The following is a 23794-nucleotide window of genomic DNA, read 5'->3' as shown; positions in this document are numbered from 1 at the left end:
TCACCATCAGGTTGCCCCAGTCGGTGGTCTGGTAGATCTCGATGGTCTGGAACGGGGTTTTTTCGGCATGCAGCAGCTTTTCAACGCGATAACCGATGGAGGAACCGGAAGCCTGGTGTGCTTCGGTGAACCAGCTGGGCTGCGACATGACGGACAGGTCCTTGGAACTCGGGTTAAAGGAAAGTAATTGTAGCGGTAACGGTTGGCGCCGTGCCGCTCAGTGCCTCTCTCTCAGCTGAGGGGGAGGGCATAGATATCTATACATCTTCCTGGATGGACAAATCTTGCCTCATCGTCATTCCGGCGAAGGCCGCAATCCAGTCAAAAATGACGTGCGCAGCACACGACACAAGGGTTTTGTGTACTTCGCACGACGTATTTCACTGGATTGCGGCCTTCGCCGGAATGACGATGAGGGGATATCGGGCGCCACAATCAGATGGGGAGCAAAGACTGACCTCAAATTGTCGCAGCTCGCCGTTACAATACCGGTCCGGTCGCCATGGGCGGCCATCAGGCTCTTCCGGCCCCGCGGCGTGCGAGGCTTCCGGCCGGCGAGCCAGGGAAGCATCCCACGTGTTCGTCAAGGCTCGCCGCTGCGACGACGACATCCCCCTTCATAAGGAGATACCGTCACTATGGCGAACGCCTGGAATATCGATGCCGCCCGTCACACCTATGCCGTGCCCTACTGGGGTGACGGCTACGTCGACGTCGACGACGCCGGCCACATCGTGATCCGTCCGCATGGCCCCAGCGGCCCCGGCTTTTCCCTTCCTGACATTGTCGAGCGCGCGCGCGCCGAAGGTTTGCGGCTGCCGCTGCTGGTGCGCTTTCCGGACATCCTGGCCAATCGCCTCGCGCGCCTGCAGGGCGCGTTCGCCAAGGCGATCGGCGAATGGAACTATGCCGGTGGCTACACGGCCGTCTATCCGATCAAGGTGAACCAGCAGCGCGGCGTGGTGGCGGAACTCGTCGCAGCCGGCGCGCATGGTTTTGGACTGGAGGCCGGTTCCAAGCCGGAACTGATGGCCGTACTGGCGATGGCGCGGCCGGGTTCGGTCGTGGTCTGCAATGGCTACAAGGATCGCGAATACATCCGCCTTGCGCTGATCGGACGCAAGCTTGGCTTGCGCATCCACATCGTGATCGAAAAGCTGTCCGAGCTTGACCACGTGATCAGCGAATCGAAAGCACTGAATGTCGAACCGCTGCTCGGCGTGCGCGTGCGCCTGGCCTCGATCGGCGCGGGCAAGTGGCAGAACACGGGTGGCGACAAAGGCAAGTTCGGCCTGTCGCCGGCGCAGGTGCTGGAACTGGTGGCGCGCCTCGATCAGGCCGGCCTCAAGCACACGCTGAAACTGCAGCATTTCCACATGGGCTCGCAGATTTCCAACGTGCGCGACATCGCCAATGGCATGCGCGAGGCGACGCGTTATTTCGTCGAACTCACCCGCATGGGCGTGCCGCTGGACATCGTCGACGTCGGTGGCGGCCTGGGTGTGGATTACGAAGGCTCGCGCTCGCGCAGCCACAACTCCATCAACTACTCGATCGAGCAGTACGCCGGGACCATCGTGCAATCGCTGGCCGAAGCGGTGGAAAGCGAAGGCTTGAAGGCGCCGCACATCATCACCGAGGCCGGCCGCGCCATGACGGCGCACCACGCCGTGATGGTGGTGAACGTGAGCGAGGTGGAATCCGTGCCGGTCGGCAGCTTGCCGCCTGCCGACAAGGATGAGCCGGCCGTACTGCGCCACTTGCGCGAAGTGTATGAAGCACTCGACACGCGCCCGCCGCTGGAGTTGTTCCACGAAGCACAGCATCACGTGCATGAGGGACAAACGCTGTACGCGCTTGGCCAGTTGTCGCTGGCGGCACGCGCTCGGCTGGACGAGCTTTACTACGCCATCGCCAATGCGGTGCGCGCGCGCCTGCTGCCGGCGGAGCGCTCGCATCGCCAGGCGCTGGATGAGCTGGAAGAAAAGCTGGTCGACAAATATTTCGTCAATTTCTCCGTGTTCGAGTCGGTGCCGGATGTATGGGCGATCGATCAAATCTTCCCGATTGCACCGATTGCGCGCTTGAACGAGCGTCCGTCGCGCCGTGGCGTGCTGGTCGATCTCACCTGCGATTCGGATGGCCGCATCGACAATTACGTGGATGCCGAGGGCGTGGACGTCAGTCTTCCGCTGCATGCCTTGAACGAAGGCGAAGCGTATCGGCTTGGCATCTTCATGGTGGGCGCGTATCAGGAAACGCTGGGCGACATCCACAACCTGTTCGGCGATACCGACGCCGTGAACGTGCGCGTGGAAGGCGGGAACTATGTGTTTGCACACAAGCGTCGCGGCGATACCACCGATTTGATGCTGGATTACGTCGGCTACGACCTGGAAGCGTTACGCCATAGCTATCGCGAGCGCATTGCTGCAGCAGGCATCCAGGGCGAGCAAGCCGAAAGCCTGTTTGTAACATTGAATGAAGGTTTGACCGGCTATACCTATCTCTCCGAGGGCGTGCGTTAGCGACATCGCTCAGGGATGTTTCGTCAGGCTGTCGAAACATCCCGCGGCGATCCGATGTGCTGCCCCATTTTTTATTCATCCGAAGGAGTGGCACATGGCAAGTCTCGACGGCAAGGTTGCATTGATCACGGGCGCTGCCAGCGGCCTGGGCAAGGCTATCGCCGAGCTTTACGCTAAGAACGGTGCGGCGGTGGCGATCGCCGACATCAATCAGCAGGCTGCGGATGCTGCAGCGGACGAGATCAAGGCGGCCGGCGGCAAGGCCATCGGCATCGCCATGGACGTTACCAACGAAGACGCGGTCAACGCAGGCACCGACAAGACGGTGCAGGCATTCGGCAGCCTGGATGTGCTGATTTCCAACGCGGGTGTGCAGATCATCAATCCGATCGACCAGTTCTCGTTTGCGGACTGGAAGAAGATGCTGGCGATCCATCTCGATGGCGGCTTCCTTACCACCAAGGCCGCGCTGAAATACATGTACAAAGATAATCGTGGCGGCACGGTTATCTACATGGGTTCGGTGCATTCGCACGAAGCCTCGAAGCTGAAGTCCGCTTACGTAACGGCGAAGCATGGCCTGCTGGGCCTGGCACGCACGCTGGCGAAGGAAGGCGCGGCGCATAACGTGCGCTCGCACGTGATCTGCCCTGGCTTCGTGCGCACGCCGCTGGTGGAAAAGCAGATTCCCGAGCAGGCCAAGGAGCTTGGCATCAGCGAAGCGGACGTGATCAAGAACGTGATGCTGAAGGATACGGTGGATGGTGTGTTCACCACCGTCGACGACATTGCGCAGACGGCGCTGTTCCTGGCGGCGTTCCCGAGTGCGGCGCTGACCGGGCAGAGTTTTGTGGTCAGCCATGGTTGGTACATGCAATAACCGAAGCTTTGCGCCCCTCTCCCAAGGGGAGAGGGTCTTTGCAAACAAGAGAGGGAACCGCCGATGAAAATCGCCGACGTCAAAGCCAATGCCTTCGCCATGCCGCTCACCAGCCCCGCCTTTCCCAAGGGGCCGTATCGCTTCGTCAACCGCGAATTCCTGGTCATCACCTACCGCACCGACATGGATGCCTTGCGCGCCGTGGTGCCGGAACCGCTGGAAGTGACCGAACCGCTGGTGAAGTACGAATTCATCCGCATGCCCGATTCCACCGGCTTCGGTGACTACACCGAATCGGGCCAGGTGATACCGGTGAATTTCCGCGGTCAGCACGGCGGTTACGTGCACGCGATGTATCTCAACGATCATCCGCCGATTGCCGGTGGCCGTGAGCTGTGGGGCTTTCCGAAAAAGCTGGCCACACCCGTGCTGGAAACGGAAATCGACACACTGGTCGGCACGCTCGATTACGGCAAGGTGCGCGTGGCCAAGGCAACGATGGGCTTCAAGCATCGTGCGGCGGACGCGGATGCGATCCTCGCGGGTCTGGCGGCGCCGAGCTTCCTGTTGAAGATCATCCCGCACGTCGACGGTACGCCGCGTATTTGCGAACTGGTGCGTTATTACACGACCAACGTCACGCTGAAGGGTGCGTGGGCCGGCCCGGCGTCGTTGGAATTGCACCCGCACGCGCTGGCGCCGGTGGCCGATCTGCCTGTGCTCAAGGTGGAATCGGCGGTGCATTACATCACCGACCTGACGCTCGACCTGGGCACGGTGGTGTACGACTATCTCGCTGAAGCAACCCACACAGGAAAGGCGTATGGACGCGAAGAAGACCTCGTCCAAGGTTGAGGCCGGTCCGCGCCATCCGGCGCAGGGTGCCTACAAAGTCACCGCGCTGGTGTTGCAGGGCGGCGGCGCGCTCGGTGCGTACCAGGCCGGTGTGTACCAGGCGATGGCGGAAGCGGGCCTGCACCCGAACTGGATCGCCGGTATTTCCATCGGTGCCTTGAACGCGGCGATCATCGCGGGCAATGCACCGGAACATCGCGTTGCGCGGCTGACGGAATTCTGGGAAGGCATCTGCAAGTCGGCGATTTGGCCGGGTTCGCCCGGCTATCCGTGGATCGAGGGCATGAGCATGCCGCCGATCGTGCGCGAGGGCGTCAACATGTTCGCCGCGTGGCGCGCGATCATGGAAGGCCAATACGGTTTCTTCCAGCCACGCATGCCGCCGCCGGTGATGCAATGGCATACCGCGCCGACGACCACCAGCTGGTATGACACGGCGCCACTGCGCGCGACGCTCGAACGCCTGGCCGATTTCGATCGCATCAATCATTCCAGTTGCGTGCGTGTATCGGTGGGTGCGGTAAACGTGCGCACCGGCAATTTTGCGTATTTCGACAATCGCCACGACACGCTGCGGCCCGAGCACTTCATGGCCTCCGGCGCATTGCCGCCCGGCTTTCCCGCGGTGGAGATCGATGGCGAGTACTACTGGGATGGCGGGATGGTTTCCAACACGCCGTTGTACAAAGTGCTGACCGAGCGGCCGCATCGCGATGCGTTGATCTTCCAGGTCGATCTATGGAGCGCGGTCGGCGCGTTGCCGCGCGACATGGGCAGCGTGGCCGAGCGTGCCAAGGACATTCAATTTTCCAGCCGTACGCGCCTGGTTACCGAATACATGCACCAGACGCGTGAACAGCAGCGCTTTCTGCACGAGTTGATGGAGTTGATTCCCGAGGACAAGCGCGACACGCCTGCCTACAAACGTGCCGAGCGTTACGCCAACGGCGCGTTGACCAACCTTATCCATCTGATCTACCGCGACAAGCCCTACGAAGGGCACTACAAGGATTACGAGTTCAGCGCGACCACCATGCACGAGCACTGGCAAAGCGGCCTGGCCGACATGCGCCATACGCTGGGCCATCCGCATTGGCTGGAGCCGCCTGCGGCAGAAAATCCTTTCGTGACACACGACGTCCATCGTGGCTGAATACGGGTTTCCCTAGGGGAAACCTTCAACATGATGGAACGGTTCTTCGGCATACGCGCTGCCGAGTCGAGTACGCGCGTGGAAGTGCTGGCCGGCATCACCACGTTCCTCACCTCCATGTACATCATCGTGGTCAACCCCGCGGTGCTGGCGCATGGCGGGGTGCCGTTCTCCGCAGGTGTGACCGCAACGGTGCTGGTGAGCTTCTTCGGCAGTTGCGCGATGGGTTTGTATGCGCGCAATCCGGTGCTGGTGGCGCCGGGCATGGGCATGAATGCGCTGTTCGCCTTCGTGATGGTGCACGGCGGCGGCATGTCCTGGCAGACGGCGCTGGGCTGCGTGTTCTGGTCGGGCGTGATCTTTGCGCTGCTGGCGCTGTTCAACGTGCGCCAGCTGGTGGTGGATGCGATTCCGGAAAACCTGCGGCATGCGGTGTCGTGCGGCATCGGTTTGTTCATCAGCCTGATCGGCCTGGTGAATGCCAAGTTCATCGTGAGCGATCCGGTGACGCTGGTGCATTCGGCCAAGCTCAACCCGGTGTTGCTCACGTTTCTCGCCGGCTTGGCCCTGACTATTTTCCTGGTGGCGCGACGTATCAAGGGTGCATTGATGCTGGGCATCGTGCTGACCACGGTGCTGGCCATTCCGATCGGCCGCTGGTGGGGCGATGGCAGCGCTTATGGCGGCGTAGCGACGCTGGTGAACTGGCAAGGTCTTTTCGCGACGCCGGATTTTTCCGCCATCGGCCAACTCGATCTGATCGGTTCGCTGAAGCTGGCGTATTGGCCTTTCATCTTCGTGATGCTGTTCACCTCGTTCTTCGATGCCCTTTCCACCTTCATGGCGGTATCGGATGCGGGCAATCTGCTGGATGAGAACGGTGATCCGCGCAACATTCGCCAATCGATGCGCGTGGATGCATTCTCCGCCTTGGTGTCGGCGCCGCTGGGAACAAGTCCGGCTAACGCATTCATCGAATCGGCGGCAGGTATTTCGCAAGGCGGTCGCACCGGCCTGGTGGCGGTGGTCGCGGGTTTGTGTTTCCTGCCATTCCTGTTGCTGTCGCCGCTGCTTTCATTGGTGCCTGCCATCGCCACGGCACCGGCGCTGATTCTGGTTGGCGTGTTCATGATCGAGGCGATCACGCGCATCGAGTGGCAACGGTTCGACGAAGCGGTACCGGCCTTCGTGGCGATCCTGCTGATTCCGTTGACGTATTCGATCACTGACGGCGTGGCTTATGGCTTTCTTTCCTATGTACTGGTCAAGCTCGCTAACGGCAAGGCACGCGAGGTGAAGCCCGCGATGTGGGTAATTGCTGCGTTGGCGATAGTGCTACTGGCGCATCTCTGAGCATGTATTTGGTGATGGCGTGTTGCGTTCTTCATACTTGGCGGCATGCATGCCTTTTTGCATGCAACCGATCGACCTCCAGCAAGGATCACGTATGACTCTCAAGGCAGCATTCATCGGCCTCGGCGCCATGGGCGAACCGATGGCCGGGCATTTGAAGCAGCACGGCCTGTTGCAGGCGGTAGCCAACCGCACGCATGCCAAGGCTGAAACTCTTGCGCGTAAGTTGGGGGTCGCCGCGCCGGCGCTGGAAGAACTGGCCGCACAGTGCGACGTCATCGCACTATGCGTGACTGCCGATGCCGATGTGTTGAATACCGTGGATGCGCTCGCGCCCCACGTAAAACCCGGCACGATCGTGATCGATCACTCCACGGTCGCGCCAGATACCGCCAAGCAGGCGGCGGCGCGTCTTGCCGCAGTACAGGCGCACTTGCTGGATGCCCCGGTTTCCGGCGGCGTGGAAGGCGCGAAGAACGGCAAGCTGTCGATCATGGTGGGTGGCGACGCCGCTGTGCTCGAACGTGCGCGGCCAGTGTTGGAAGCGTACGCCCTGCGCATCACCCATCTGGGCGACGTTGGCGCAGGGCAGGCGACCAAGGCCATCAACCAGGTGCTGGTGGCGGGCATCGCGCAGGCGGTTTGCGAAGGGCTGGCATTGGGCGAGGCGCTGGGACTGGATCCGGAGCGGTTGATTCCCACGCTCGGTGCTGGCGCTGCCGGCAACTGGTTCCTGGAGAAACGCGGCGCGACGATGTTGAACAATCAGTTCAGCGTGGGCTTCAAGCTCGCGTTGCTGCACAAGGACCTGGGTATTGTGCGTGGGATTGCCGAGAAGGCGGGTACGTCGCGCGTGGTGATCGAGCAATCGCTGGCCGATTATGCCGAGCTGATGCAGCAGGGGCATGGTGATGATGATATTTCGGGCTTGATCCGCCTGAAGCGGCAGCATTCTTGAGATGCCTCGACAACATCGGAATCCATGGGGTTACGGTTAGGTCGGTGATATCGATAAATGACAAGGGCGCCAATGGGCGCCCTTGTTCGCAACGCATGTGATTGCGCATCAGCCGCCAGCCTTCAAGGCAATCGCCGAAATGCCCGCTGCCGACAAGCGCTGCTTCGCCGCTTCCAGATCGGTTGCCGAGTGGAACGGACCCAGGCGCACGCGGTGGTAAGTCTGCCCGCCGACGTTCACCGACTGCACGTTGGCGACAAAACCCTGCAGCGCAAGCTTGGCCTTCAGCGTTTCTGCTTCAGCGGCGTTCGGGAACGCGCCCACCTGCAGCAGATAACCGCTGGGGCCGTTCGACGGCGGTGGTGCAACTGCCGAAGCAGGTGCGGCGGTAATGTTCTGCGTGACGGCCGGCGGTGCGTTAGCTGGCAACTTGGGTGCTGCCGCTGCGGCCGCTGCGGCTTGAGCCTGTTGCTGCTGTTGTTGCTGCTTCTGCTGGGCCTGCTGCTCGGCCTTGGCTTGCGCGCTGATTTCCGAATCCGGAATGCGCACTTCCTTTTCCGACAGCACCGAATAGAAGTCGTACTGCGGCTTCTTCGGCGCGGTATTGCTGGCTGCCGGGGTCAGGCCTTCATCGCTGCCGGGTTGCGCGGTGGCTTGCGGATTGGGTTGCGGGCCCTTGGGCGTCATCGGCACCAGCGAATGGCGCATCAGCACCACCACGACCAGGCCGCCGATCAAGATGCCGACCAGGATGCCGGCCCAGGCCGGGAACCCGCCGCTGCTGTTGCGCACGGCCTGGCGGCCTTTGCCCTTGCGTGTTGCCATTTACATCTTCTCCGGGGCGCTGAGACCCAGTAAATCCAGACCGTTGCGTATCACCTGGCGGGTGGCGACGGCGAGGGTAATGCGCGTGTTGCGCAGCTCGGCGTCGTCCACGATCCACTTGTGCTCGTGATAGTAGCTGTGAAGCGCGCCGGCGAGTTCGCGCAGGTATTGCGCGATCAGGTGCGGTTCCAGATTGTTGGCCGCCGCTTCCACCACTTCCGGGTAGCGCGACAGTTCGGTCAGCAGGATCTGTTCGTGTTCGGTATCCAGCCGCGCCATGCTGGCGATGCCAGCCTGGGTGTCAACGGGCGGCAGGCCGCGTTCGGCCAGCTCTTCCAGCACGCGGCAGACGCGGGCGTGGGCGTATTGGATGTAGTAGACCGGGTTGTCGTTGCTTTGCGAGCGGGCGAGGTCGATGTCGAAGACCAGCTGCGAGTCGCCCTTGCGCGCGATCAGGAAGTAGCGCGTGGCGTCGCGGCCGGTTTCGTCGATCAGGTCGCGCAAGGTGACGTAGCTGCCGGCGCGCTTGGAGATCTTCACTTCCTCGCCGCCGCGCATCACCGTCACCATCTGGTGCAGCACGTATTCCGGCCAGCCCTTGGGGATGCCGCAATCCAGCGCCTGCAAGCCGGCGCGCACGCGGGCGAGGCTGCCGTGGTGATCCGAGCCCAGTTCGGTGATCGCGCGCTCATAACCGCGCAGCCATTTGCTGCGGTGATACGCCACGTCCGGCAAGAAGTAGGTGTAGGTGCCATCGGATTTGCGCATCACGCGGTCTTTGTCGTCACCGAAATCGGTGGTGCGCAGCCATAGCGCGCCGCCTTCTTCATAGGTGTGGCCGTGGGCGATGAGTTCGCGCACGGTTTCTTCCACCTTGCCGTCGGTGTAGAGCGAGGACTCCAGGAAATACACGTCGAAGCCGACGCCGAAGGCTTGCAGGTCCAGATCCTGCTCACGGCGCAGCGACGCCACGGCGAAGTGGCGAATGGCTTCGAGATCGTCGGGGCTTTTGGCGCCGGTCACGGCATGCCCGTCGGCGATGACGGTTTCGCCGCTGAGATAAGCACGCGCCACGTCGGCGATGTAGTCACCGCGATAACCGTCTTCCGGCCAACCCGGATCGCCCGGCGCGATGCCGCGCGCACGCGCCTGCACGGAGATCGCCAGGTTCTGGATCTGCACGCCGGCGTCGTTGTAGTAGAACTCGCGCTTGACGTTCCAGCCGGTGGCTTGGAGCAATCGGCTCAAGCAATCGCCGATCGCGGCGGCGCGGCCATGGCCCACGTGCAAGGGCCCGGTCGGATTGGCCGATACGAACTCCACGCCCACCGTGTGCCCCGCGCCGTTCTGGTTGCGCCCGTAACCGGGGCCTTCCGAAAGAACGCGGCCCGCTTCGGCGTAGTAAGCCGAAGACGCCAGGAAGAAGTTGATGAAGCCCGGCCCTGCGATTTCCAGCTTGCCGACCAGTGCATTGGCGGGCAGGGCGGCGACCAGCTTCTCCGCCAGCTCGCGCGGCTTGGCCCGGGCCGGCTTGGCCAGCAGCATGGCGGCATTGGTGGCGAAGTCGCCGTGTTCGCGGCTGCGGGCTCGCTCGATCACGAAGGTGGGCAGGTCAAGGTCGGCGGGCAGGACGCCATCGCCTTGCAGGGTCCGGATCGCCGTGAGGACCAGTTCGCGCAGCGCTTCTTTCACAGGGAGGGATCGTTCGGGAATGGAACCGCGCATCGTAACAGACCATCGCAGCGGGGCTCGCCTTGGCGTCGGAGGATGTCAGCCAGGCTGTCGAGAGGCTGCTGCAGTGCAGTGGATCAGGCTGTGGATAAGTCTGTGGGGAAAGTGAAGGTGCCGTGGCGGACATTGCATGAAAGACCGGCGGAAACCGCTTTGTCATGCAAATTATCTATACAAAACAAAGTGCTAAAATGTGAACTTGATGTGCTTTTCAGTGATATGGGTCTAAGTAGGCCTTTTGGCGTTGTGTGCATAAGTCTTGCCAAAGGCTGCCGGACAGGCGCCCGACAGACAGGATTTCATTCGGGTAGCCCGCGATGTCATATCGCCGTCATGACGCGACGCGACAATACCTGGGTATCTCCGGCGTCTCCCCCGTCGGTCCGATACGGGACTGCCGCATTCCCATACCCTCCCCTCATGCGGCTCCGGCGCGATCCTCCCCGGTCGCGCCGTTTTTTTGCTTCGTTCAGAGCAGGCCGCGAGCGGCCATCGACACCGGCTCGGCGTGGCCGATCACCATGTGATCCAGCACGCGCACCCCGATCAGCCGCAATGCCTGGCCTAGCTCACGAGTGATGAACTGGTCGGCGGCGCTCGGTTCGGCCACGCCGCTGGGATGGTTGTGCGCAAAGATCACGGCAGCCGCGTTGTGCTTCAGGCAGGCGCGCACTACTTCGCGAGGATGCACGCTGGCTCCATCCACCGTGCCGCGAAACAATTCCTCAAAGGCGAGCACGCGATGGCGGTTGTCGAGGAACAAGCAAGCAAATACTTCGTAGGGGAGATGCCGCAGCCGGGCGCTCAGGTAATCGCCGCTGTCACGCGGATTGCGCAGCGAAGGCTGCTCGGCGAGCTGTTCGGCCAGGCTGCGGCGTGCCAATTCCAGGGCGGCGGCGATCCGTGCGCGCTTGGCGGGGCCGAGCCCTGGCACGCGCAAGTCTTCATCCTGGCGGCCGAGCAGCGCATTCAGGCCGCCGGCCTGCATCAGCAATTCGCGGCCGAGTGCGATGGCGTCCTTGCCGCGCACGCCGCTGCCTAGCAGCACGGCGAGCAGTTCCGCATCGGACAGCGCAGCGCTGCCGTGCGCCAATAGTTTTTCGCGAGGTCGTTCGGTTTCGGGCCAGTGTCGGATGCTCATGTGACCAGCATCCCGTTCAAGAGGCTCTCCGGACAGCAGTTGGCCCATGTGAATCCGGTAAGCTAGCCGTCTATTTGGACGTCGGGCCCCTCTTACACCATGAGTCTTGCTGAGCGCCGCATCGTGCTGGGAGTGTCGGGCGGCATTGCTGCCTACAAGTCCTGCGAGCTGGTTCGCCGCATGCGCGACCTCGGCGCGCACGTGCGCGTGGTGATGACTGAAAACGCGACGCGCTTCGTCACCCCCACCACCTTTCAGGCGCTGTCCGGCGAGCCGGTGCGCGTAAGCCTGTGGGATGAATCGGCGGAAGCGGCGATGGGCCATATCGAGCTGGCGCGCTGGGCCGAACGGGTGCTGATCGCACCGGCCAGCGCGGACCTGATCGCCCGGCTGGCGCACGGCCATGCCGACGACCTGCTGACCACGCTGTGCCTGGCGACGGCGGCACCGGTGTATGTCGCGCCGGCGATGAACCAGCAGATGTGGGCGCATGCCGCCGTGCAGGCCAACGTGGCGACCTTGCGCGCACGCGGCGTGCATGTCCTCGGGCCGGCTGCCGGCGATCAGGCCTGCGGCGAGATCGGTTCGGGCCGCATGCTGGAACCACATGAATTGCGTGCGGCGATGGTCGCTTCCTTCGCCGAGCAGGTATTGCGCGGCAAGCGTGTCGTGGTCAGTGCGGGACCTACTTACGAAGATATCGATCCGGTGCGCTTCATCGGCAATCGCAGCTCGGGCCGCATGGGATTTGCCGTCGCCGGGGCGGCAGCACGGGCCGGTGCGCAAGTAACGCTGGTGGCGGGGCCGGTCAGCCTGGCGACGCCGTTTGGTGTTGCCAAGCGCATCGACGTTCGCAGCGCGGCGCAGATGCATGCCGCCGTGACGGCAGCAGCGCAGGATGCGGATATCTACATCGGTTCGGCAGCCGTCGGCGATTACCGCCCCAACAGCGTGGCCGAGCACAAGCTGAAAAAACACGATCGCGCCGATCTCACGCTGCAACTGGCGGAAAATCCGGACATCCTCGCCAGCCTTTCGGCCAGGCAGCCGCATCCGTTCCTGGTGGGCTTTGCCGCCGAAACGCAGAAGGTGGAAACCTATGCACGCGACAAACTGCAACGCAAAGGCCTGGACATGATCGCCGCCAACCAGGTCGGCGAAGGCCTCGGCTTCGAAACGGCGGACAACGCCATCACCCTGTACTGGGCCGATGGTTCGCTGGAATTGCCGCGCACCGACAAGGCCGCACTCGCGCGCCAGCTGATCGAATGCATCGCCAGCCGCTACCAGGCGGTGCGTGGATGATCGATATCGACGTGAAGATCCTCGACCCGCGCCTGGGCGACAGCATTCCGCTGCCGCAAGCGGCCACGCTCGGCAGCGCCGGCATGGATTTGCGCGCTGCGCTGCAGGAGCCATTGACCTTGGCACCCGGCGAAAGCGCCTTGGTACCCAGCGGCATGGCGATCCACATCGGCGATCCGGGCTGGTGCGCGCTGATCGTGCCGCGCTCGGGGCTCGGCCATAAACATGGACTGGTGATGGGCAACCTGGTCGGCGTGATCGACGCCGACTACCAGGGGCCATTGATGATCTCTTGCTGGAACCGCGGCACGCAGCCGTACACCATTGCGGTGGGCGAGCGCGTCGCACAATTGCTGCTGGTGCCTGTGGGGCAGGCCCGGCTGCGTGTCGTCGAGGAGTTCGTGCCTACCGAGCGGGGCGAGGGCGGATTCGGTTCAACCGGGAAGCATTGATCAACGGGGTTTACGGGGCATGGCGATGAGCAGCGCACGAGCGCGTTTGCCGGGTGTGCAGTGGGGGCGATTGCTGATGCTGGCGGGCGGTACCTTGCTGCTCGCGTTGGCGGTGTTCTGCGCGTGGCAGACCTGGTTGATCGCCGATCAGGGCAGTGCCGTGGCGCGCGTGCATGCCGCGCAGGATCGGGCGGTGCAGGCATTGAACGAAGAAATCGCCAAGCAGCGCGACACGATGAACCAGGCGGTGGCGGGTCTTGATCTCACGGGCCTGCCGGGCAGCGCGCAGCAGGTCGCGGCGGCATTGAAGCAACGCCTGCCGCAAGCCTTGAACATCGAGGTGTACAGCGCCGGCCTGGACGAAGTGCTGCACGCCAACTACCGCGAGTTCGGCTATGCCAAGGCCGCGCAGCTGATGTCCGCGCCGGATGCCGAAGGCACGCCGCCGATGGAGGCCACGCTCAAGGGCTTGGGCGACCGCCGCCTGACCGTGGTGGAACCGCTGGGACCATCGCAGAAGTCGCTGGCCTGGGCGTGGATCGAACTGCCGTTTACCCCCGTTGCTGATCGTTTTGACAAGGTACCGGTCAGCGACGGGCGCCTGGAATTGCATCAAAGCACCGATCGCGGCGAAAACCTGCAGTTGATGGCGCACGGCCGGCGGGATTCCGACGACATCGAACCCACCGGCAAGCCCATTGAGGGCAGCACGTTCAACGTCGTGGCCGTGTTGCCGGGTGCCTACATCGTGCTGCCGCCGTCCTGGCCGTTCGCGGCCATGCTCACGCTGGCAGGCCTGATTGGCGGCATCGCTTTATTCTGGTTGTTTGTGCGCGTGGGCAAGCCTGCGCGCGCGCCTGTCGAGGAACCCACGTTGTCCGATGTCGTAGAAGCCCAGCCGTTCCAGCCCGAACCGGTCAAATCCGCACCTGTCGCGACCAAGCCCGCACCAGTCCCCGTTCCAGTAGACGTCAAGGTGGATCCGGCGATCTTCCGCGCCTACGACGTGCGCGGCGTGGTGGGCAAGAGCCTCACGCCCGCGGTGGCCAAGCTGCTTGGCCAGTCGATCGGCACGGTGATGCGCGAAAAAGGCCTGCGCGACATCGTGGTGGGCCGCGATGGCCGCCTTTCGGGTCCCGAACTGGCCGGTGCCTTGGCGGATGGCTTGCGCCTCGCCGGTATCGACGTGATCGACGTCGGCTCAGTGCCGACGCCAGTCGTGTATTACGCCACTTATCGGTACAACACCGGCTGCGGCGTGGCCGTTACCGGTAGCCACAACCCGCCCGACTACAACGGCTTCAAGATCGTCGTCGGGGGCGAGACGCTGTCGGAAGGCGCGATCCAGGATCTCTATCAACGCATCGTCAGCGGCGCACTCCAATCCGATGGCGGCGGCAGCCTGCGCCTGGTCGACGTGCTGCCCGACTACGTCGAGCGGATTACCTCCGACGTGCAGACCGAGCGCGCGCTCAAGATCGTGGTCGATTGCGGCAATGGCATTCCTGGCGCGGTGGCGCCGCAGGTGCTGGAAGGCATCGGTTGCGAGGTGATTCCACTGTATTGCGACGTCGATGGCAACTTCCCCAACCATCATCCGGACCCCTCCGATCCGCACAACCTGGAAGACCTGATTCTTTCGGTGAAGCAGACCGGCGCGGATTTCGGCCTCGCCTTCGACGGCGATGGCGATCGGCTTGGCGTGGTCACGCGCAACGGCGAGATCATCTTCCCTGATCGCACACTGATGCTGTTCGCGCGCGACGTACTGTCACGCCAGCCGGGCGCCACGATCATCTACGACGTGAAATGCACCGGTCACCTCAAGGGCCAGATTCTCGATGCCGGCGGCAGTCCGCTGATGTGGCGCACCGGCCATTCGCTGATCAAGGCCAAGATGCGCGAAACCGGCGCGGAACTGGCCGGCGAGATGAGCGGGCATTTCTTCTTTCAGGAGCGCTGGTACGGCTTTGACGACGGTATCTACGCCGCGGCACGCCTGCTGGAAATCCTGGCGGGCGACCTGGAGGGCCGTACGCCGGAAGAGATTTTTGCGACCTGCCCGAAGGGCGTGTCCACGCCGGAACTCAAGGTGGAAATGGCCGAAGGTGAGCATTACCGCTTCATCGAGAAATTCCGCGAGCAGGCCCATTTCGGCGAGGCCACGCTGGTCACCATCGATGGCGTGCGCGCGGATTGGCCCGATGGCTGGGGTCTGGTGCGGCCTTCCAACACCACGCCGATCCTGGTGCTGCGTTTCGACGCGGACAGCGAGCAGGCGCTCAAGCGCATCCAGGACATCTTCCGTATGCAGTTGCTGGCGGTGGATGCGTCGCTGAAGCTGCCGTTCTAGGGTCTGCAGGTTGGGGCGTATGCCCCAACCCCCGTAGTCAGCGCCGCTTCAATATCCGCGGTCGGCCTTTTCTGCGGCCTTCAATTCGCGAAAATGCTGCAGCTCTTGAGCCTGCTGCTGCTCCGTTGCCGCGCGGGTGGCCTTCTCGCGTTCGAGCAAGGCGCGCTCATTCGCCACCACGTTGCGCTGCGTTGTGATCTGGTCGGTCAGGAATTTCGGCACCGGCTTTTTCTGGCGCTCTTCATCGGCGGCGCGGTTGAGCAGGTCGGTAAGTGCAGCGTCCTGGCTGTGCAGGTTCAGCCGCGTGGTACTCATTTCTTCGTCGAGGTGATCCAGGATCTGCTGGTGCTGGGTTTTCAGCGCCGCCTCGTCGGGGTAGGTGTTGAGAAGCAGCGTGTCGTTGGTCTTCTGCTCCTCGATGGCGCGCTGCTTCGCCGCCGCCTCCGCCGCCTGCTTTTCCGCCACGGCGCGTTCGGCCGGCGACAATTGCTTGCGGACGTGCTCCATCACCATGCCGTTGCTGCTGATGACGTCATAGCCGTACTTGATGGCATCTACTGTCAGGCTGTCGCTGTAATGCGGCAGGCCGCTGCCATCCACCCAGCGGTAATGCATCCCGCCAGGGGTGGCCTGTTGAGCCGCCGCCGCCCCGGCCAGGCCGAGCGACACAATGATGGTTGCGCTGAGCGCGAGTCGACGCATGATTCCCCTCCTCGTCACCCCCAGTATAGTCATCGCGTTTGACACGCTCGATGTCAAAAGTGCGCCAACGTGACTGGGGTCACTGCGCTGCTCAGGACATCTCAGCCGCTTACGCCATAACGCTCGCGATAGGCCAGCATACGCTGGTGTTCCGCGGCCAGCTCGGCGCGCTCGCCGGCATAGGCCAGCACGTCGCTGAAGCTGGTGATCGCAACCACCGGGATGCCGTAGTCGCGCTGCACCTCCTGCGCGGCGGACAGGTCGCCCTGGCCGCGTTCCTGGCGGTCCAGCGCAATCAGCACGCCGGCGGGCTCGGCGCCTTGCGCGCGGATCAGGCTGAGGGACTCGCGCACGGCGGTGCCGGCGGTCATCACGTCATCCACGATCAGTACCCGGCCCTTGAGTGGTGCCCCGACCAGCACGCCGCCTTCGCCATGGTCCTTGGCCTCCTTGCGGTTGTACGCCCACGGCAGGTCGCGGCCCTGCTGGTCGGCCAGCGCGATGGCCGTGGCGGCGGCGAGCGGAATGCCTTTGTAGGCAGGGCCGAACAGCATGTCGACGTGCAGCCCCGAGTTCACCACCGTGGCGGCATAGGCACGCCCGAGGCGGGCCAGCGCCGCGCCGGAATCGACACGGCCCATGTTGAAGAAGTAGGGACTGATGCGTCCGGACTTGAGCGTGAATTCGCCGAAGCGCAGTACGTCGCGTTGCAGGGTGAGTTCGATGAAGTCGCGCTGGTAATCGTGCATGGCAATTGAGGAGGCGAGGGCAAGGTGCGCCATGGTAGCGCGTCCCTCGCTTTGCGCTCGATTGCTATCATGCCCCGTCCCCACGAGGAACACGTATGCGCATCATCAGCCTGAATGCCAATGGCATCCGTTCGGCCGCGACCAAGGGCGTCTTCGATTGGCTGCGCAAGCAGCGCGCCGACGTCGTCTGCCTGCAGGAAACCAAGTCGCAGGAGGATCAGCTGGTCGATCCGATGTTTCGTCCGGATGGACATCATTGTTTCTATCGCGATGCCAGCAGCAAGAAGGGCTACAGCGGCGTGGCCATCTACGCTAGGCAGGAGCCGGACAAGGTCATTACCGAACTGGGCTGGGATGAGTTCGACAACGAAGGCCGCTACATCGAGGCGCGTTTCGGCAAACTCAGCGTGGTATCGCTGTACGTGCCCTCCGGTTCTTCCGGCGAAGAGCGCCAGCAGTTCAAGTTCAAGGCCATGGACCGGCTCTCGCCGATTTTCGATAAATGGCTCAAGAGCGGACGCGATTACGTGCTTTGCGGCGACTGGAACATCGTGCGCAGCGAGTTGGACATCAAGAACTGGAAATCCAACCAGAAGAATTCAGGCTGTCTGCCGGAAGAGCGCGATTGGCTCAACCACCTGATCGACACGCGCGGCTGGGTGGATAGCTTCCGCGCGATCAAGTCGGAGGCGGTGGAATACACCTGGTGGTCCAACCGAGGGCGTGCGCGCGAGAACAATGTTGGATGGCGCATCGACTATCAAATCGTGACGCCTTCGCTGCAGAAGCGCTTGAAGCAGTGCTCGGTCTATCGCGACGAACGCTTCTCCGACCACGCGCCCTACACGGTCGACTATGCCGACTGACGGCGGCACGGCAGTCGCGCGTAAGTCGTCCATCTGGCAGGCGTTTTCGCAGCCCTCAGCATGGACGATGTGCCTGTTGGGGTTTTCCTCGGGCCTGCCGTTTTTGCTGGTGTCCTACACGTTGTCGTTCTGGCTGAAGCAGAACGGCATCCTGCTGAAGGACATCACGATGATTGCCAGTGCCGGCATGACCTACGCGTTCAAGTTCCTTTGGGCGCCCTTGCTCGATCACTGGCGCTTACCGCTGTTCACGCGCCTGGGGCAGCGGCGTGGATGGCTGCTGCTGGCGCAGTTGGGTGTACTTGTCGGCTTGCTGATCATGGCCGCGCTGACGCCGCATCGACTGGCACTGTTTGTCGCGGCGACCTTGTTCGTGGCCTTTATGGGGGCCACGCAGGATATTACGATCGACGCTTATCGCATCGAAATCGCGCCGCCTTCGGCACAAGGCGCGTTGGTTGCCACGTATTCGCTGGGTTACCGATTAGGGTTGCTGGTTTCCGGCGCGTTTGCGCTGATCCTGTCCGATCACATCGGCTGGGCGCCCATCTATGGGTTGATGGCTGTGACGATGGCGATCCCGATCATCGTCACCCTGGGCATGCGCGAGCCGGATGTGTTGCGTTTGTCGCCTTCGTCATGGCGCGAGGCGATGCGCGAAGGCGTGATCGATCCGTTCACCGACTTCTTCCGGCGCTATCACTGGGCGATCGCGCTGCTGACCTTGCTGTTCATCCTGCTGTTCAAGATACCGGAGCAGGCGATCATCGGCGGTGTGATGGGGCCGTTCTACCGCGACATGGGTTTCAGCAACACCGAAATTGGCGCGGTCACCAAGATCTACGGCATCTGGATCGCCATTGTCGGCGCGTTTGCCGGCGGTGTGGCGGTGGCACGCTGGGGGGCCTGGCGCAGCCTGGGCGTGTGCATTGTGCTGGGGGCCGTCAGCAACCTGCTTTACCTGTTGCTGATCGCACACCAGGGACATCTGACCATGCTGACGCTGGCGATCTCGGGGCAGAATTTTTTTGAAGGCATGCTGGGGCCGCCCACCGTGGCTTTCCTTTCCCTGCTGGTGAATCGCCAGCATACGGCGACGCAATACGCGCTGCTGAGCTCCTTGGTGAACCTGCCAGGCAAAGTGCTTGGCTTTTTTGCAGGTGGCATCGTGGCCGCGTCCGGGTACGGCGGCTACTTCATCATTACGGTGTGTTCCGTGGTGCCGGCCATGCTGCTTTTCGCGGGTTTGTGGCGGTGGCTCGACCCCATCGCGTCTCGCGCCGAATAGAGAGCTGAAAGCGTTCACACCCTCACTGCGAACTGATCCACGATTCGCGCGACTGGCAATTGTCAGCAGCGGTGTAGTTGGCGACGATCCGCATACAGGGCTGTGTGTGGCAACGGAGCAACCGTCCTATGCCGGATTTGATGATTCGTCACATCGACCGCTTGATGGCAGAGCGTATCAAGCTGCTGGCCAAGACACGCCAGTGGTCGATCAATGATGTGGTGCTGCAGGCACTGCGTCAGGGTTTGGGGGTGTCGGAAGGCAATCTGCTTGCCGAGACGGCGCTGGACCCGAACGATCTTTCCTTTGCAGGAAACTGGAATGCCAATGAACGCGCGGCCTTCCAGGAGGCGATGCAGGCGCTCGCCATGGCGCGCCCCGAGCAGCTTGCAACGAGTTATCAGGGCAGCGAATTGCTGGAATGATCAGCGCGTGCTGCGCGGCGCCAGGTGGATGGCGCCCAGTACGCGTGGACCACGTGCGCCGGTCACGGCAGGCAGGTTGCCCGGCAGGCCCAGTAGCCGTTGCCGCGCAAGCCACGCGAACGCGGCGGCTTCCAGGTAATCCGGATCAACGCCGTAATCGGCCGTGCTCCCCAATACGCGCGGCTGCAGGAGCTCGCGCAGGCGTTGTACCAGCACACGGTTGTGCACGCCGCCGCCACAGATCAGCACATCCTCGGCATCGCTTGCATGCGCATCGATCGCAGCGACGATGCTGCGCACCGTGAGCTTCAGCAAGGTTGCCTGCACGTCCGCGGGTGAGGCCGTTGCCGCGTGCAGGCGTGCATCCAGCCAGCCGAGGTGAAAATGTTCGCGCCCGGTGCTCTTGGGTGGGGGCAATGCGAAATAGGGATCGTCCAGCAGTGTGGCGAGCAGACTTTCGTCAACTCGACCGCTGGCAGCAAAAGCGCCGTCCCGGTCGAATGCCTCACCACGATGGCGCAGACACCAGGCATCCATCAGGCCGTTGGCTGGCCCCGTATCAAACCCAAACACGCGTCCATCAGCCGCCAGCACGGTGATGTTGGCGATGCCGCCGAGATTAAGTACAACGCGGGTGCGACCGGGCGCATTGAGCAGCATCGCATGGACTGCCGGAAGCAATGGTGCGCCCTGGCCGCCGGCGGCAACGTCCGCGCTGCGAAAATCCGCTACCACGTCGATGCCGCAGCGTTCGGCTATCACGCTGGCGTTGCCGATCTGCAAGGTGAAAGGGTGCTCGCCGGAAGGACGGTGCCGGACCGTTTGCCCATGCGATCCCACGGCATGCACCGATGATGCGGACGTTCCACTTTGCACCAGCAGTGCATCGACAGCATCGGCGAACGTCTGGCCGACGGCGGCATCCAGGCGACCAAATGCGTCGAGGTCGAGTGTGGTTTCATCCTGCGCCACACGCAGGACCTGCGTGCGCAGGGCGTCCGGCCATGCGTGCGTCAGAGCATGTAGCAGCTGCGGCTTGTCATGTTCGAAGCGCACCAGCGCGGCATCGATCCCGTCTGCGCTGGTGCCCGAAATCAGCCCGACATAGAGCCGGGCTGCGTCATCCATTGGTTCAGTCATCACTACGCTTGGCGGATTGGGCGCGCGCGAGCTTGTAGTTATTGTCGATCTCGGTCAGGCGCGCCAGCATCGGCTTTACGACTGAGCTCTTGAACTGCGCCAGTTGCGCGCCAGGCAAGGGTTCGGGCTTCGGCAGCGTGACGGTTTGCGGGTTGCGCTGCGTGCCGTCGACACGGAATTCGTAGTGCAGGTGCGGGCCGGTGGCCAGGCCAGTCATGCCCACGTAGCCGATCACGTCACCCTGGCGCACATGCTGACCGACGCGCTCCTTGGCAAACCGCGACATATGGCCGTACGCCGTGCTGATGTGCGAGTTATGTTGAATGATCACGAAGTTGCCGTAGCCGTTCATCCAACCACGGAACTTGATGACGCCATCGCCGGCCGCATGGATCGGCGTGCCGGTCGGTGCGGCGTAATCCACACCTTTATGCGCGCGCATCAAGCCCAGGATCGGGTGCATGCGTGCTGCGCTGAAGGGGGAGGAGATGCGGGTGAAATCGACCGGAATGCGCAGGAACGATTTCTGTAGCGGACGGCCATCTTCACTGAACCAGCCGATGCTGCCATCCGCGCGCTTGAAACGATAAGCGGTGTAACGCTCGCCTTGGTTGATGAACTCGGCCGCGACGATGTCGCCTTCGCGCAGGTAAGCGCCGTCGCGATAGACCGTGTCGTAGATCACCGTGAAGCTGTCGCCCACGCGCAGGTCTTGCACGAAATCGATGTCGTATTTGAAGAGATCGGCGAGCTTGATCACCATCGCGTTCGAAAGGCCGGCTTTATTGGCGGCGGCGAACAGCGAGTCATCGATTACGCCGTGCGCGATCTGCTCACGCGTTTCCACTGCGCGTGCAACGGTCTGCATGCTCGGTGTGGCGCCATCGAGGCGAATGATCGCTTGCGTGGATTCGTCCTTGTCGAAGCGGATGCCTTCAAGATGGCTGTGGCTGCCGATCAGAAAACTGAATTCTTGTCCGGGACGGATGTTGTGCAGCGCTGTCTTTGCATCGCCGGCGCTGTCCACCACGCGCTGCAGGTCCGAGAAGCTCAGGCCTTGGCTCTGAAAAATATCTGCCAGCGTTTCACCCGGACGTACTTGCACTGTGCGCCAGTCTTCCACGGCAGGCGCTTTTTGCGCAGGGGCTATCACCTTTGGCAAGGCGAGCGGCATCAGCGTGTGCTCGATTGGCTGCGCAGCGGCCGGCTTCATTGCCGTTGCCCATGCAGGAATCAAAAAGCCGGAAAGCACGGTGATCAGCAGCGCCGTGGCCGCGAGCATCCACCGTTCGCGGTGCCAATGAATCGGAGGCTGTTCTCCCCCAGGCTGGCGATTGAACGACCAGTGGGCGCAGCGTTGATAGAAGTGGGAGTGGCGGCGTTGGGCCTTGCGGCGAATGGCCAGTTTGCGTGCGATGCGCGGATCTTGTTTGCTTTGTGCCATCGCTAGTAAGCCTTATTCTTCTTATTCATCTTCACGACCGCACCCCCTGCGGTTACAAAGTATCAATCAGCGCGTACCATAACGGCCTTGTGCAAAGGGCGTCAATGCCTTTCGCATCAAGGGTTTGCGTGAACTTCGCGGTTAACGCACAATTAACGTGATTGACGACAGCCATCACCTTTTTGACTGCCTAGGCATTTACTTCGAACGAGGACTTCATGAACGAGCTTGAGCAGGCGCTGGCCACCATCGCGCGCGGCGCCGACGAAATCATCAAGCAGGAAGAGCTGGCCGAACGCCTCAAGCTCGAGCGTCCGCTGCGCATCAAGGCCGGCTTCGACCCTACCGCGCCGGACCTGCACCTTGGTCATACCGTGCTGCTCAACAAGATGCGTCAGTTTCAGGATCTCGGGCATACCGTGATTTTCCTGATTGGTGACTTCACCGGCATGATCGGTGATCCCACCGGCAAGAACGTCACGCGCAAGCCGCTCACGCGCGAGGATGTGCTGGCCAACGCCGAGACTTATGCCGAACAGGTCTACAAGGTGCTGGACCGGGACAAGACCGAGCTGCGCTTCAACTCCGAATGGTTCGGCAAGATGACGGCGGCCGACATGATCAAGCTGGCTGCACAACACACGGTTGCGCGCATGCTTGAACGCGACGATTTCGCCAAGCGCTATGCCGCGCAGCAATCCATCGCCATTCACGAATTCCTGTATCCGCTGGTGCAGGGCTACGACTCGGTTGCACTGAAGTGCGACGTGGAGCTGGGCGGCACCGATCAGAAATTCAATCTGCTGATGGGGCGAGGGTTGCAGGAACATCACGGGCAGCCGCCCCAGATCGTCCTTACGATGCCGTTGCTCGAGGGGCTGGATGGCATCAACAAGATGTCCAAGTCGCTGGGCAACTACATCGGCATCAATGAACCGGCCATCGATATCGTCACCAAGACCATGAAGATCGGCGACGAGCTGATGTGGCGATGGTTTGAATTGCTGAGCTTCGAGGTGTCGTTGGATGAACTGGCGCAGATGAAGCGCGAGGTGGCCAGCGGCGCGCTTAATCCACGCGATGCCAAGCTGCGCCTTGCGCGCGAGCTGGCGGCGCGCTTCCATAGTGCGGAAGCCGCCGAGCAGGCGATTGCCGGCTGGCATGCGGTAGTGCGTGGCGAAGGCGACACGAGTTTGCTGCCGCTCACGGAAATTGCGGTGCCCACAGAAGGCTTGCGTTTACCGGCGCTATTGACGGCCGCCGGTCTTACACCAAGTAACGCCGAAGCGAATCGCAAGCTCAAGGAGCGTGCCGTGCGCATCGATGCGGAAGTCGTTGAAGATGCGCAGCGCGTATTCGCGCCTGGCTTCGAGGGCGTACTGCAGATCGGCAAGCGCAACTTCGCGCGAGTGCTGCTTACGCAAGCGTGAGTTTGCAAGCGGCGTGCGTGATGCAAACGCGCGCCGCGGCAACGCAAGAAAAAATTTTTGAGAAATCGCTTGCCAGATCGGTAGGCACTCCCTAATATTCGCCACCCCGCCGACGCACCTATCGTGCACGGCAACTCCCAAGCAAAAAGATTCATCGCGAAGGGTGTTGACGGAAGGATGAAGGGATGTAGAATGGGCGGCTCACCCGGGACGAAA

At 62.5% G+C, this 23794-nt stretch carries 20 protein-coding genes and 1 pseudogene; 13 read left to right on the top strand and 8 right to left on the bottom strand.

Translation table 11 applies throughout. The annotated features are described in order from the left end of the window. A pseudogene (locus V7M64_RS19405) lies at positions 1-148 on the bottom strand (polyamine aminopropyltransferase); the annotation flags it as partial. 490 nt (positions 149-638) lie between these two features. On the opposite strand from V7M64_RS19405, the gene speA reads away from it, so the two are divergent. From speA to V7M64_RS19375, 6 genes are all read left to right on the top strand, one after another. After that, positions 639-2528 carry a biosynthetic arginine decarboxylase gene (gene speA / locus V7M64_RS19400; protein WP_333681458.1) on the top strand — a complete coding sequence of 630 codons (1890 nt, stop codon included), beginning with the start codon at positions 639-641 and terminating at the stop codon, positions 2526-2528. A 94-nt stretch (positions 2529-2622) separates the two neighbouring features. Beyond that, positions 2623-3408, top strand: coding sequence for a 3-hydroxybutyrate dehydrogenase (locus V7M64_RS19395; protein WP_333681457.1), 786 nt, complete (start codon positions 2623-2625; stop codon positions 3406-3408). Positions 3409-3471: 63 nt separating this feature from the next. After that, complete coding sequence (locus V7M64_RS19390; protein WP_333681455.1) at positions 3472-4263, top strand: acetoacetate decarboxylase; 792 nt, start codon at positions 3472-3474, stop codon at positions 4261-4263. After that, on the top strand, positions 4232-5416 hold the full coding sequence (locus tag V7M64_RS19385; RefSeq protein ID WP_333681454.1) for a patatin-like phospholipase family protein: 1185 nt from the start codon (positions 4232-4234) through the stop codon (positions 5414-5416). Before V7M64_RS19390 ends, V7M64_RS19385 begins: the two co-directional genes overlap by 32 nt. A 30-nt stretch (positions 5417-5446) precedes the next feature. After that, the gene (locus tag V7M64_RS19380; RefSeq protein WP_333681452.1) at positions 5447-6769 is read left to right on the top strand and encodes an NCS2 family permease; all 1323 of its coding nucleotides are present in this window, start codon (positions 5447-5449) and stop codon (positions 6767-6769) included. A 94-nt stretch (positions 6770-6863) separates the two neighbouring features. Then, on the top strand, positions 6864-7727 hold the full coding sequence (locus V7M64_RS19375; protein WP_333681451.1) for an NAD(P)-dependent oxidoreductase: 864 nt from the start codon (positions 6864-6866) through the stop codon (positions 7725-7727). 108 nt (positions 7728-7835) lie between these two features. On the opposite strand, the gene V7M64_RS19370 is transcribed toward V7M64_RS19375, so the two are convergent. The 3 genes from V7M64_RS19370 to radC form a co-directional block, all read right to left on the bottom strand. Continuing rightward, a complete protein-coding gene (locus V7M64_RS19370) occupies positions 7836-8552 on the bottom strand; it encodes an SPOR domain-containing protein (protein ID WP_333681450.1) in 717 nt (238 codons plus the stop codon). Beyond that, positions 8553-10244, bottom strand: a complete 1692-nt coding sequence (argS, locus tag V7M64_RS19365; protein WP_333681449.1) for an arginine--tRNA ligase — start codon at positions 10242-10244, stop codon at positions 8553-8555. 508 nt (positions 10245-10752) lie between these two features. Then, positions 10753-11424: a DNA repair protein RadC gene (gene radC, locus V7M64_RS19360; protein ID WP_333681448.1), complete on the bottom strand. Its 672-nt coding sequence runs from the start codon at positions 11422-11424 to the stop codon at positions 10753-10755. Positions 11425-11523: 99 nt separating this feature from the next. Here radC and coaBC point away from each other — a divergent pair, with 99 nt between their 5' ends. Genes coaBC through V7M64_RS19345 form a run of 3 tightly spaced genes read left to right on the top strand, consistent with a single transcriptional unit; the run spans position 11524 to position 15534 of the window. Further along, positions 11524-12729, top strand: a complete 1206-nt coding sequence (coaBC, locus tag V7M64_RS19355; protein WP_333681446.1) for a bifunctional phosphopantothenoylcysteine decarboxylase/phosphopantothenate--cysteine ligase CoaBC — start codon at positions 11524-11526, stop codon at positions 12727-12729. After that, positions 12726-13181: a dUTP diphosphatase gene (gene dut / locus V7M64_RS19350; protein ID WP_333681444.1), complete on the top strand. Its 456-nt coding sequence runs from the start codon at positions 12726-12728 to the stop codon at positions 13179-13181. The genes coaBC and dut overlap by 4 nt, the downstream gene beginning before the upstream one ends. Before the next feature lie 19 nt (positions 13182-13200). After that, positions 13201-15534 carry a phosphomannomutase/phosphoglucomutase gene (locus V7M64_RS19345; RefSeq protein ID WP_333681442.1) on the top strand — a complete coding sequence of 778 codons (2334 nt, stop codon included), beginning with the start codon at positions 13201-13203 and terminating at the stop codon, positions 15532-15534. Positions 15535-15582: 48 nt separating this feature from the next. Here the strand turns inward: V7M64_RS19345 and V7M64_RS19340 are convergent, their stop codons facing one another. Together V7M64_RS19340 and pyrE are read right to left on the bottom strand one after the other, a co-directional pair. Continuing rightward, positions 15583-16203 (bottom strand): DUF4124 domain-containing protein, encoded by a 621-nt coding sequence (locus tag V7M64_RS19340; RefSeq protein WP_333681440.1) that lies wholly within the window; start codon positions 16201-16203, stop codon positions 15583-15585. Between the two features lie 134 nt (positions 16204-16337). Beyond that, the gene (gene pyrE / locus V7M64_RS19335; RefSeq protein ID WP_333681462.1) at positions 16338-16985 is read right to left on the bottom strand and encodes an orotate phosphoribosyltransferase; all 648 of its coding nucleotides are present in this window, start codon (positions 16983-16985) and stop codon (positions 16338-16340) included. Positions 16986-17080: 95 nt separating this feature from the next. Between pyrE and V7M64_RS19330 the strand changes: the two genes are divergently transcribed. From V7M64_RS19330 to V7M64_RS19320, 3 genes are all read left to right on the top strand, one after another. Further along, positions 17081-17851, top strand: a complete 771-nt coding sequence (locus V7M64_RS19330; RefSeq protein ID WP_333681438.1) for an exodeoxyribonuclease III — start codon at positions 17081-17083, stop codon at positions 17849-17851. 67 nt (positions 17852-17918) lie between these two features. After that, a complete protein-coding gene (locus V7M64_RS19325; RefSeq protein ID WP_333681460.1) occupies positions 17919-19139 on the top strand; it encodes an MFS transporter in 1221 nt (406 codons plus the stop codon). A gap of 128 nt (positions 19140-19267) precedes the next feature. Next, positions 19268-19564 (top strand): hypothetical protein, encoded by a 297-nt coding sequence (locus V7M64_RS19320; RefSeq protein ID WP_333681436.1) that lies wholly within the window; start codon positions 19268-19270, stop codon positions 19562-19564. Here the strand turns inward: V7M64_RS19320 and V7M64_RS19315 are convergent, their stop codons facing one another. After that, positions 19565-20692 (bottom strand): anhydro-N-acetylmuramic acid kinase, encoded by a 1128-nt coding sequence (locus V7M64_RS19315; protein ID WP_333681434.1) that lies wholly within the window; start codon positions 20690-20692, stop codon positions 19565-19567. 4 nt (positions 20693-20696) lie between these two features. Beyond that, positions 20697-22148, bottom strand: a complete 1452-nt coding sequence (locus V7M64_RS19310) for a peptidoglycan DD-metalloendopeptidase family protein (protein ID WP_333681432.1) — start codon at positions 22146-22148, stop codon at positions 20697-20699. A 218-nt stretch (positions 22149-22366) separates the two neighbouring features. Here V7M64_RS19310 and tyrS point away from each other — a divergent pair, with 218 nt between their 5' ends. Next, entirely contained in the window at positions 22367-23578 is a 1212-nt protein-coding gene (tyrS, locus tag V7M64_RS19305) for a tyrosine--tRNA ligase (protein ID WP_333681431.1), read from the top strand. Positions 23579-23794: the final 216 nt, after the last annotated feature.

It is taken from the genome of Dyella sp. (assembly GCF_036746095.1).
Taxonomy (GTDB): Bacteria; Pseudomonadota; Gammaproteobacteria; order Xanthomonadales; family Rhodanobacteraceae; genus Dyella_B.
The sequence above is the reverse complement of the archived record's forward strand: the minus strand, read 5'-3'. Positions and strand labels throughout refer to the sequence as shown.